At 67.5% G+C, this 11,194-nt stretch carries 8 protein-coding genes; 3 read left to right on the top strand and 5 right to left on the bottom strand.

The genetic code is table 11. The annotated features are described in order from the left end of the window. Window positions 1-1,004 precede the first annotated feature (1,004 nt). The 3 genes from OG562_RS45850 (at window position 1,005) to OG562_RS45840 (ending at window position 3,986) form a co-directional block, all read left to right on the top strand. The gene (locus OG562_RS45850) at window positions 1,005-1,166 is read left to right on the top strand and encodes a hypothetical protein (RefSeq protein WP_266408906.1); all 162 of its coding nucleotides are present in this window, start codon (window positions 1,005-1,007) and stop codon (window positions 1,164-1,166) included. A gap of 589 nt (window positions 1,167-1,755) precedes the next feature. Continuing rightward, a complete protein-coding gene (locus OG562_RS45845; protein WP_266408905.1) occupies window positions 1,756-3,090 on the top strand; it encodes an MFS transporter in 1,335 nt (444 codons plus the stop codon). Then, complete coding sequence (locus OG562_RS45840) at window positions 3,087-3,986, top strand: tetratricopeptide repeat protein (protein WP_266408904.1); 900 nt, start codon at window positions 3,087-3,089, stop codon at window positions 3,984-3,986. The genes OG562_RS45845 and OG562_RS45840 overlap by 4 nt, the downstream gene beginning before the upstream one ends. A gap of 197 nt (window positions 3,987-4,183) precedes the next feature. On the opposite strand, the gene OG562_RS45835 is transcribed toward OG562_RS45840, so the two are convergent. The 5 genes from OG562_RS45835 to OG562_RS45815 form a co-directional block, all read right to left on the bottom strand. Next, on the bottom strand, window positions 4,184-6,859 hold the full coding sequence (locus tag OG562_RS45835) for a LuxR C-terminal-related transcriptional regulator (protein ID WP_323187639.1): 2,676 nt from the start codon (window positions 6,857-6,859) through the stop codon (window positions 4,184-4,186). A gap of 1,076 nt (window positions 6,860-7,935) precedes the next feature. Beyond that, window positions 7,936-8,970: a threonine/serine dehydratase gene (locus tag OG562_RS45830; protein WP_266408900.1), complete on the bottom strand. Its 1,035-nt coding sequence runs from the start codon at window positions 8,968-8,970 to the stop codon at window positions 7,936-7,938. Between the two features lie 122 nt (window positions 8,971-9,092). Then, entirely contained in the window at window positions 9,093-9,491 is a 399-nt protein-coding gene (locus OG562_RS45825; protein WP_266408898.1) for a hypothetical protein, read from the bottom strand. A 172-nt stretch (window positions 9,492-9,663) separates the two neighbouring features. Further along, window positions 9,664-10,140, bottom strand: coding sequence for an ATP-binding protein (locus OG562_RS45820; RefSeq protein WP_266408896.1), 477 nt, complete (start codon window positions 10,138-10,140; stop codon window positions 9,664-9,666). Window positions 10,141-10,315: 175 nt separating this feature from the next. Next, window positions 10,316-11,133, bottom strand: a protein-coding gene (locus OG562_RS45815; RefSeq protein ID WP_266408893.1) for an IS5 family transposase whose coding sequence is annotated in 2 segments (ribosomal slippage) — window positions 10,316-10,791 and window positions 10,791-11,133 — 819 coding nt in all. Because the reading frame shifts where the segments join, the coding sequence is not laid out codon by codon here. Window positions 11,134-11,194 lie beyond the last annotated feature (61 nt).

Raw genomic sequence — 11,194 nt, 5'->3', positions numbered from 1 at the left:
CCGCAGGAACGACGCGCCGACGCTACGCGTCGGTACCCCCTGTCTCCGCTCCGCGGAGACGCCCGGCCCCTCCGGGACCGGTTGATCCGCTCCGCGGATCGGAGGTGTGTCCCGATCGCTCCGCGATCGTGCCTGACTTGGTTTTCCCTCTGCAGCCTGACTTAAGTCAAGGTGAGTTGATGAACCGTCCACTCCGTGGCCGGCCCTGGCTGGCGGGAGAGTGGAAGCCGCCCCGTCAGCCTCTTGTTAGTGCCTTTGTCAGATAGGCGATCAAGGCAAGCGGTTGCTTGGGGGTGCTTCCTTGGTTTCAAAACTATGGAAGATTTGAGTTCGGGGGGTCTCCCCCACGCGCGGGTGTGGCCGCATCGGCTGCGGCGGGGCTGGAAACGGGCTGGAGACCGGAGAAAACTGCGGATCTGCTATCGGCGAAAGCCTCGTTGCGGATTGCGGGCCACACCGTTGTCGAAGGGCTCAAACCAGGAGTCCACACGCAGGTCCCCCGCTCCCAGGCGCCGTGTGATCGGTCCGGCTACCGTCTTCCGACGCGCTTCGTGAGCCGCCCGCTTGCTTGGTTGCCGTATGAGGGGCTCGCTCAGTTGCCGAGTGCGTGACGGAGGGTGTTGCCGTTGATGACGGCGTAGACGCCGAGGATGCGGTCCGCCGCTGACTTCGAGGTCTCGAAGAGTATCGCCACCGCCACTGACAGCCGGGCAGAATTTCGGGCCAACACTGGTCCGCTCCGGCGGCCAAGCTCGTACCCGCGTACAGAGCAGGCTGGTCTGACCTGAGACTGAACCCAGTCGGGCTACCCGCGAGCCGACATCACAGCGCGAACGGGCGCGCCCTGCTCCTACCACTTCCCAGCCGGCACTCGTGAGGTCCCATCGCTTCAAGAGCAATGAAGTACCGATTACTCAGTTAAGGACGTTGGGCACCCGCATACGTTTCATGCATTCACATCGCCGCGCACGCGCGGGAACCCAGGACACGAAACAGGAGATGCGATGAAGGACGTTGCCGAGATCGGAATCATCTGGGCCAACAAGACGGGCAGCTACAACCACAGCGAGATCATCGTGCCCGTCGACCTTGACGCCGATGTGGACGAGAGCATCGAGTTGGGCTTCGTTTCAGGCGACCTGACGACAAGGTCCACCAGGTCGTGATCATCTGCTGATTGCGCCTGCGTGCGTGTGGGGCGTCCTCGGCCGGTGTTCACAGCTCACGGATGAGGCCGAGGCGTCCCTTGCGTAGAGCGGCGCCGGAACCGCTGCGCGTCTTCGGCCTGCTCGCCCCCGCGCGGACGCTGGGCCCGCCTGGATCGATGGTTGCATCGCCGCCGAACACTGCCTCCTTGACCGTGTCGCACCGCCAAAGCCGCAGACCGGGCGCGGTCCCGTCGGGTGCTGTTCTGGTATCCCCGTTCCCAGCCGAGTGGAAAGCCACGGGGCCCCATCTGATGGTGCGTGAGCGACTGGTGAGCTGCCTGCGATTCCACCGGATGCTCCGTCTGCAGTGACCCACCCTGCAGACAGCCAAATTGTGGAGCGAGAACATCCTGGCGCACGTCGCCCGGCGGCCAGGACCGCGACGACATGAGGGGACGCAGTCCTGAAACGCGGCTTCGCCACTGTCGAGGACTTCCTCGCGAGCGCTCCTTCTTGCCCATATGACAAGGCCCGCCCCGACCACCGGACCAGTCCCGAGGACAGCGGCAGCCGACGACGGCGCTCGGGGCCGTGAGGAGCCCCTGCAGTGCCGATATCCGAAGCGATCCGTGATCGTGCCCGCCTCCGAGTCCGGCCCGCGTCCCGCGCCGAAAGAACACTCCGTCTTCCCTCGGCGGCACGGGTCGTAGTGGGCGGGGAACTGCTGTCCAGCATCGGGTCGGGTACCACCGTCCCGTTTCTCCTGGTCTATCTGCACGACGCATGCCACACCCCGATTGGAGTCGTCAGCCTGCTGCTCGTCGTACGGGCCGTCATGGCGCTGGCCGGTGCCACCCTCGGGGGCGCCCTGTGCGACCGGATCGGGTCGAAGGCGGTCGTCGTCACGGCCCTGGTAGTGACCGCGGTGTGCGCGGTGGGGATGGCAGCCGCCACCAGTCCGCTGCCAGGTGCCGCAGCGGTGCTCGCCCACACCGCCGGCTACACCGTACTGGCCCCAGCTCTGGACGCGATGCTGGCCCAGGCGGCACCAGGCCCTCTCCGCCAGGCGGCATTCGCCTGGCGCAACACGGCCGTCAACCTCGGGGGCGCTCTGGGCGCCGCAGCCGCCTCGCTCACGCTCGTCGTGCTGGGCACCGGCAGCGGACTGAAACTGCTGTACGTCCTGGACGCCTTCTCCTTCGCCGGATTCGCCCTGCTCGTCGCTGTGCGGGTCACCTCCTCAACCCAGCCCGCGGACTCGCTGGAGAAGGAGCCGGCCACCGCCAGGACCGCGAGTCAAGGCGGCAGGTACGCCACAGTGGCGGCGGACCCGGTTCTGCGTCGGATATGCCTTCTGGTGGCCTTCACCGTCGCCACCGGATTCGCCCAGCTGCAGATCGGGCTTCCCACCCTTGCCACCGCCGCCGGTGCGCAGGCCGAACTGGGCTGGATGTTCGCCGCATTCATGGTCACCAGCGCAATCCTGCAGATTCCCGTCCAGCGTCGGCTGCCCGGACGGAGCCGGGCCGGCGTCCTGGCCGCCGCACTCATGTGCATGGCCCTCGCCTGGACCGTCATCTCCGTTTCCCGCCCCTCACCGGTTATCCTCGCCGCCGCGGCGGCGGTCCTCGCCGTGGGCGGAACCCTGTTCAGCCCGGTGCCGCCCACTCTCGTCAACGACATCGCTCCGCCTGCGTTGCTCGGACGCTACAACGGCGCCCACATGCTCGCCTGGACCGGCGGCTTCGCCATCGGCGCCGCCGCCACCAGCGCCTTGCTCGCCGCCGGCGCTCTCTCCGCTCTCTTCCCCCTCTGCGCCGCCGCCCTAGCGCTCACCGCAGGTCACCTCTGGTACCGCAGAGGCCGCTTCTTGCCGGCACCGCTCATGCACATTCCGGTCGCCGTGCCGCCGCACCCCGTGCCGAAGGAATCAGCGTCATGACTCCACCCCGGGAATCCGAGCCGGCCGAAGCCGCCCTGCGGGCCGCCGTCGCCCGCCGCCACGATCCCGCAGAGCGCCTGGGCGCCCAGGTCGCACTTGCCCGCCTCTGGCGTGAGCGCGGGGACTACCGACGAGCCGGAGTCCTGCTGGCCTTTACTCTCGACGCCGCGGAACACACCTACGGCGCCGACTGCCCGGATGTGGCCGCGGTGTGCAACGAGTGGGGCGTACTGGGTAAGTACACCGGCCACTTCGACCGGTCCCAGGCCCTCTATCTGCGGGCTCTGGCCATCTGCGAGAACACCTACGGCAGTGACCACGACACCGTCGCGACCCTCTGCCACAACCTGGGCGGCCTGGCCCACGCCCGCGGCGCCCACCACGAGGGCGAGCCCTGGGCCGCCCGCTCGGTGAGCATCCGCACCCGTCTGCACGGTCCCGACCACCTGCTCGTCGCGGCCGACCGGGCTGCCTGGGCCGCTCTCCTGGACGGTTGCGGCCGCCCCTGCGATGCGGAAACCCAATTGCGCGCTGCCCTCGCCGTCTTGCAGCGCGTCCACGGCGCCGAGCACTACGAGATTGCCGTCATCACACACAACCTCGCCGCCCTCGAGCACCGGCGCGGCAACCACACCGCCGCCATCGATGGCTACACCCGAGCCCTCACCCTCAAAGCACGCCTCCTGGGCGACTCCCACCCCGACCTGGCCACCACACTGGTCAATCTCGCCACCGCCCACCGCCAACGCGGCGGACTCGACCAAGCCGCTGTGCACTACACCCGGGCCATCGCGGTCCTCACCCCGCACGTCACCTGCGAACACCCCGCTCTGTCAGCCGCCCGGCGCGGTCTCGCCTTGTCCCGTACGGAAGGTACGCATGAACGGCATGGATGAACGCAGCGCCAAGCGTTGCACTCATCGCAGATCGGGGAGCTGCTGGGTGCCGGTTGCGACACACGAGGCGTCGCCCAACTGCTGGACGGTCTTGATTCTCGGCCGTCTCAGGTCCGGAGCAGCCATAGGTCCAACATGAGGCCGCCGTTCCACCTGAAGAACAAGAAGTTCCCGGTTTGAGTGGCGGAATAGTTAGGTCACGATCCAGGTGATTTTTGTTGGCGGCCCGCTTCATATTCAAGGGCTTTTGCGAGGTCGGCCCGGGTGCGTACGCCGAGTTTGAGATAAATGTGCTGGAGGTGGTTGTCGACAGTTCGGACAGAAAGTGTGAGGTGTTGGGAAATCGTTTTGCTGGAATTCCCGGCGGCGGCCATCAGGGCGATCTCTTGTTCGCGTTTGGTCAGGCGGACGGAGGGGGTGCCGAGCGTGGACAGGAGCGGGGTCCGGGCGTCTTCGCACTGGGCCGCGAGGGCTGCGGCCCGAGTGGCGTCGGCGGTGGCTTTGCGGGGGTCACCCTGGTGTGTCCAGGCGCCGGCTGATGCGGCTGATGCTTCAGCGGCGAGGATGGGCGATCCCATCTGCTGGAAAGCGTGTGAGCACTCCATGAGGCGGCCGGGGTCGTTGTCGGCGAGGGCGGTTGCCAACCGTGCGCGGGTGTGGGTGAGGGCTCCGTCGCACTGGGTCGCGAGTTCGGTGAGGCGGTGCTGGACGCTCGGGGCGTCACCGAGGCGTGCGATGTCGGTGAGCAGAAGGACCTCGGACAGGATGTGGCCGGTGCGACGAGCGTCGCCGGCCGCAGTGCGCAGGACGTCGCGGGCGCGGCTGAGCTTGCCTTGGGCCGCGTGCAGCCAGGCAGTGCCGAGAGTCTCCTCGCCGGCCATGAACCCGCTCGGTGCGTATTGTTCGAGTTCCGGGAGCAGGGACTCGGCCGTGTCCATGTCGCCGGCCAGTGCCGCGCAGGCGATCAAACCCGATACGTAGAGCCTGGTGGTCCTGGTGTGCTGGTGCGTACGTGCGATGGCGGCGGCTTCCGCATACCAGCGGCGGGCACTGGAGGGATGCCCGGCCAGCCACTCCGTTCGTGCGATGAAGTAGGCGAGCCACTGGCGGGCGAGAGGGGAGGGCGAATCCTGAAGCGTGTCGAAAGCGCTCAGGCAGGTCTCGCGGGCCTCGCTGATCAGACCGGCCTCCGAGAGCGCCAGCGCGAGCGGCGCCAGTTGGATCGCGGGATGCGGAAGAAGCGTTCCTCCACCGATCGCCTGGTGCATGCTGTGCCCGTGCTCGGCCAGTGCCCTGGCCTGTGCCACGCGGCCGACAACGGCCAGACCCACGGCTTTCGCCGTCGCCGCCAGCAGCCAGATGTCAGGGCTCTCCTGATGCGGGGCTCCGGGGAGGCTGTCGAGCAGTTGGAGCCCGGCCTCGGGCAGCCCGGAGACTGCCTGCATGGCTCCTTCCATGAAATGCAGCTGTTGCTTCGCCGTCCGGCTTCGCAGCACTGTGCGGGCATCGGCGCACACGGAGAGTGCCTGGTCGAGTCGTGGGCTGGACCAGAACAGGTTCATGCTCCGGGCGGTGACTGCGGTGATCTTCTCCTGATCGTCGCGGGCGTGGGCGTCGGCCTCGGCGAGGACCGCTTCGGCGCGCTCCAGGCGGCCGGTGTACGTCAGCACTCTGCCCAGCAGGATCCGGGTCTCCAGCGTGTGCTGGTCCGGCTTGATCGCGGTGAGCAGCTGGATGACCTGTTCGCTGTCGTTGGCGTTCATCGCGATGGCGGCGGCCTGGACCAGGAGGGCGGGATCGGCGGTGCCGATGGCCGCCAGTCGCCAGGAAGCGACGTGCAGGGCGTCGTCGCGGCGTCTGAGTCCGTGGGTTTCGAGACGCTCGGCCAGACGAAGACCAAGGTCGTAGCGCTGGAGGGGTGAGATACCGGCGGCTATGACCTCGCTGTACAGGGGGTGAGACAGCGCGACGGTGATTCTTCGGCCGTGTGCGGTGACCTGGATGATGCCCGAGCTCTCGACTTCGGCCAGGTGGGCCCGGTCGATGAGAGAGGCGGCGTCGGTCACGGCCAGGGGGCCGCAGAGGGCAAGGGCTTGCAGGAGCGGGAGCGCTGCGGGCGGGGTCGCCGCGATCTTGGCGGTGATCAGGTCGTTGAGGTGAGGGGTGACGGCAAGCCGGTGATCGGGCATTTCCCAGACTTCGCCGTTGAGGCTGAGGGTGCCTGATTCGACGGCTCCCAGGACGAGTTCCTTCAGGAAGAGGACGTTTCCACCGCTTGCGGTGTACAGCGCGTGCAGGGTGCGGCGGCCGACGAGGCCGCCGAGGACGCGTTGGACGAGTGCCTCGACCTGGGTGCGGTCCATGTGGGACAGGTCGATGCGGCGGACGCGGTCCCCGCGTCGCAGTAGGGCCTCGACAGCGTCACTGACTGGTTCACCAGTGCGGGCGGTGCCGACCAGGACGATGACTTGGGAGTCCAGGAGCTGGCCGAGCAGGACGGCTGATGAGCTGTCCAGATGGTGCATGTCGTCGACGAAGACCACGGTGGGCTTGCCTGGCTCTGCGGCCATGGTCCGGGCGACGGCTCGGAAGCCGCTGACCGGGTCTGCCAGGTCGACGTCCGGGGGCAGCAGGTGGGCGATCGCGCTGAGGGGTACCTGCCCGGCAGCCTTGCCGGCTACGGCCCTCGCAGTGCGTCGTCCGCTCTGGGCGGTTGCCAGTTCCAGAAACTCATCAGCCAGGCGGGTCTTACCCACTCCCGCCGGCCCGCAGATCATCCAGCCCCGGGTGTGTCCGTCGGACAGGTCCCGGGCGAAGGAATCCATGAATGGCTGTCGCCCGATGAGCGGCCATCTGTCTGCCCAGCCCTGCATTCGACTGCTCCCTCAAGGGGCGACCGGTCAGACAAATGCTACCGGACCGCATGAGCAGCATGGTGATCGAAGGGCGGGAGATTCGACATCGTAAGCCTCGACATCGCCTTTACACCGGCAGCGGAGCTTCGCCTGGTGTGCTATTGCCAGCGGCTGTTCCAAAGCATCACATAGAACACGATGTCTATAAGCTGAGCAGGTCCTGCGCTTGCCGTTTCGCAAGGCCTGACTCGGCTTGTGTGGGCGTCAACTTCTCCAGACCCGCAGAATGGCTGACGGCCCAAGACTCCGTCGTGCCGACTCGGAACGACCAGTTTGACGCCGAAGCAGGCGGGAGCGGCGCGGGTTGCAGACAGTGTTATTGAGTCCGGCATGACGAAGTCTGTCGAACATGTGGGCGGCGGGATACAGGCGAGGGCGGGCCGAGAAGAACGAGGGTGACGCCCTCGTCTCAGCCCAGCCGCCCATCGGCCGTAAACCAGGAGCCAGCGGGCCGGCCGCCGACACGTCAAAGGCGGTTGCCACGATGACGTGGATGTCTTATGCGGTCGGCGTTGTCCTGCGCGTAACCAATCACACGGACGATCAACAATGTCGGCCAGTCAGATCCTCGTCCACGCCGCGCTCGCCCCGGCGCTTCCCAACGCCTGGTCCTCGGCAGCGCGGTCACCCTCCGCCGCCGCCCGGGTCCATGGTCCGGCCGAGACTCGAAGAATCGTTTGCGAGTCTGCCTCCGCCGCCACCCGGGTCCATGGTCCGGCTCGCCGCGGTGGACATGCGGTGTCCATCCGACGGGCCGCTCCCGGGGGCGGCATGTGCCAGCGAGGGCACAGCCACGACGGCGACGGCCGCCCCCGCTACGATTATGACCCTTCTCATTTTGCTCATTTCTCCTGCTCCTAGGTGATATCTGGAGGCTTTCGCATTGAGCGATGAGGCACGCACATTTACCTCGTGCGCTCATCCTGTGCACGAGAGCGCGAGGACGCTTGAGTAATGGGTGCTCATCCTGGGCCACGCGCGCGGCAGGGGCGTGGTGGCAACGGCTCGTCCGCCCCACTGCGTGGAAGATGGTCTCAGTGCTCCGCTTCGTCCTCGGCCTTGCTTCGCCTGCGGCAGGCCTGGAAGGGCAACGGGGCTTCTTTACGCAGCAGTTCGAACAGGTCGGGATCGACGTTCCCTCCACTGATCACCGCCACGTGCCCCCCGGCAGCGGGGAGGTCGCGCTCGTGGTACAGGTACGCCGCCGTGGTGACCGCCCCGGACGGCTCGACGATCATGCCCGCACGCCGCGCCAGAAGGGCCACGCTCGAGCAGATCTCCTCTTCGGTGACGGTGATGATGTCGTCGACGAAAACGCGCATGTGCTCGAAGGTGTGCTCCCCCACGGTCGTCATGCGCAAGCCGTCGGCCATGGTCCGGCTGACACGCTCAGTCGGCCAGGTCACGCGCCGTCCGGCGCGCAGGCTTTCTCCGGCGTCCGCCGCCAGCTCCGGCTCGACGCCCACTACCCGTATACCGGGGCGTGTGAGCTTCAGTGCAGCGGCGACACCTGAGATCAGGCCGCCTCCGCTGACGGGCACCAGCACCGTGCCGATGTCGAGTCCCGCAGCCACCGCTTCGTCGGATATGTCGAGGCCGACCGTTCCCTGGCCCGCGATGATGTCCAGGTCGTCGAAGGGGGGCACGATCACATAGCCGTGTTCCGCGGCCAACTGCTCAGTGAGGGCTGGGCATTCTTCGGGGGAAGCGAAGCGCACATCGGCTCCGTACTCCCGGACCCCGTCGATTTTCACCTTGGCGGCCGTGGAGGGCATGACGATCGTTGCTTTCACGCCGTCCTGCCGGGCCGCGTAGGCAAGTGCTTTGCCGTGGTTCCCGCTCGATCGTGCAATGACGCCGCGGGTCTTCTGCGACTCGGACATCCGCGACAGTCGATTGTATGCGCCACGTATTTTGAACGAGCCGGTGATCTGCAGGTTTTCTGGTTTCAGAAAGAGAGACCGATGTCCGCAGGAGGCCCATGGAGCCCTGAGCAGCGACGTACGGGAGACCACTGGCTCCAGGCGTTGACGGGCTGTGTGCAGGTCGTTGAGCGTGACGAGAGTCATGGGTCGGTCATCCTTGTCGGGTAATAACGGTCATCTGGCGAGCCGCTCACAGGGGGTGGAGCACCTCGGCACTCAGCGCCGGCTGGAGCCTCTGCGCGGCCGTCATGCGCCGGGGGGACGGATCACTCGGTCCGGGTGATGTCGACGAACATCATGGGACGATCGCCGGCCGTACGCGGAGCGGCCTCGTCGGGGCCCCACCAGCAGCCGTCGGGCAGACCGGTCGCGTTGCCCGGGCGGATGACGACCGTGTGTTCCCCGGCCGTTCCCCAGGTGACCGTTCCCGTAGTGCCGTCCGGGCGGTCGACCGCGCAGGGATGGAATTCGTCCGCGTTCTCATACGGGCAGCCGGTGTCGTCGTGCCAATCAACGATTTTGTGCTCTGCATCGGGGAGTGCGGCACTGTCGTCCATGTGGACCGGGACTGCCGCCCTCGCCGCGACGATCGAGACGATGGGAGCGGCGAGCAGCACACCGGCTACGGCTGCGGTGAGGGCTACTGCTTTCAGGGGCTCGTGCATCGCTGTCCTCCTGGTTGCTCGGTGCGCGGATCTCCGGGGTGGTGTGGCCTTCCGGATGGACGGGCGGCCGGGCGATGGCCGGGGCGGCCGGCTACGCGCCGGCATGCGGCTTGGCGGACCGCGATCGCCGTTGTCCCGGCTGGGCCGGACATCTCGTTCTGGCCATACACCGTCACAGCGCTGAGGGCCCTACGACTGCCCAGTGGCTGACCCGCCCGTCCTGCCCGGTGACGTCGCCGGCGCCTACGGCCACAGCGTCCACGATGAAGGTGCCGCGCCCGTGCTCGTCGGCGGGGCGGTCGTCGTACTGGTCCTCTGTGCGGGGGCCGCCGTCGGTGACCGCGACCAGGATCGCCCGGTCGTCGAAGAAGCACAGGGACACGGCGACGGGCGGCTCGGCATACTGCACCGCGTTGGTCACGAGCTCCGAGACGACCAGCAGGGCGTCGTCCACGGTTTCCTCGTCGGCTCCCCAGTCGTGCATCACCCTGCGGGCCTCGCGGCGGGCGGTCGCGGGCGCCGGCGGACCGCACTGCAGCGACAGCCCCCACGCGCCGGCGGTCCGAGCCGGCGTGGAAGGTCCGGTCGCGGCGAGGGCAAAGGTGTCTTCTGTCGTCCTGGCGGCAGTGGGAGGTGCGGTGCAAGTCATGGTGATCACGGCCTCGGAGAGCTGCTGTGTGACTCTTCCAGGAGACGTCGCGCAGCCCTGGGGCGACTGAGCAAGCAGTACTCAAACCCGGAACAAGGCCGGTCACAAGGACGGTCTTCGAGGGCGAGGCGCGTGTGGGGGCCGGCTGTCCGCACCGGAGGGCTTAGACGGTGTCCTATGTGGTGAGGCGGACGTACCGCTTGTAGCAGCAGATGGCGGCGGCGAGGCCGAGAAAGGCCAGGTAGTTGCGGGGATCGCGTTCGTAGCGGGGACTGAGTCTGCGGTAGCCGGAAAGCCAGGAGATGGTCCGTTCGATCACCCACCTTCGGCGGCCCAATCGTTCGCTGGACTCGATGCCCTTGCGGGCGATGCGCACGCCGATGCGCTTGCCTCGTAACCACTTTCGCAGGTGGGGAATGTCGTACGCCTTGTCGGCGTGTAGCCGTTGCGGCTTGAAGTGGCGGCCGCGGTGGGGGTCGCGTCTCGTTTGGTGACCGGCCACCATGGGCTTCAGGCCTTCGCTGTCGTGGACGTTGGCGGCGGAGACGCCGACGACCAGGGGCAGTCCGTTCGCGTCCGACAGGACGTGCATCTTGGAACCCGGCTTGCCCCGGTCCACGGGGCTCGGACCTGTGTGTTCGCCCCCTTTTTAGCCCGTACGTGGGCGGAGTCGAGCACGACGCGGGAGACATCGATGAGGCCCGCGTCGTCGAGTCGGTGCAGGACTGCTTCGTGCAGCCGGCCCCAGACGCCGGCCCGCGACCAGATCAGGAACCGGCGATGGGCCGTCGACTTCGATATCCCGAAGCACGGCGGCAGAGCCCGCCAGGCACACCCGCTGACCAGCACGTAGATGATCGCCGCGAACAGCGTCTCATCAGGCGTGTTCGGCGTTCCACCGCCCTGAGGTCGCACCCGGCCCTCCGGAATCAACGGCCTGGCCAGCTCCCACAAGCCGTCCGGAACAATCCAACTCCACGTACCCCGCCCCATGAACGGACCAACGAGCGATCACCACATAGGACACCGTCTTAGTTCGCTTGGCAGGCAGCTT

Source organism: Streptomyces sp. NBC_01275 (genome assembly GCF_026340655.1).
Taxonomy (GTDB): domain Bacteria; phylum Actinomycetota; class Actinomycetes; order Streptomycetales; family Streptomycetaceae; genus Streptomyces.
The sequence above is the reverse complement of the archived record's forward strand: the minus strand, read 5'-3'. Positions and strand labels throughout refer to the sequence as shown.

Bases quoted from the DNA above. Each gene is read 5' to 3' on its own strand.
- OG562_RS45850 (WP_266408906.1), top strand. From the start codon at position 1,005: ATGAAGGACGTTGCCGAGATCGGAATCATCTGGGCCAACAAGACGGGC.
- OG562_RS45840 (WP_266408904.1), top strand. From the start codon at position 3,087: ATGACTCCACCCCGGGAATCCGAGCCGGCCGAAGCCGCCCTGCGGGCC.
- OG562_RS45835 (WP_323187639.1), bottom strand. From the start codon at position 6,859: ATGCAGGGCTGGGCAGACAGATGGCCGCTCATCGGGCGACAGCCATTC.
- OG562_RS45830 (WP_266408900.1), bottom strand. From the start codon at position 8,970: ATGACTCTCGTCACGCTCAACGACCTGCACACAGCCCGTCAACGCCTG.
- OG562_RS45825 (WP_266408898.1), bottom strand. From the start codon at position 9,491: ATGCACGAGCCCCTGAAAGCAGTAGCCCTCACCGCAGCCGTAGCCGGT.
- OG562_RS45820 (WP_266408896.1), bottom strand. From the start codon at position 10,140: ATGACTTGCACCGCACCTCCCACTGCCGCCAGGACGACAGAAGACACC.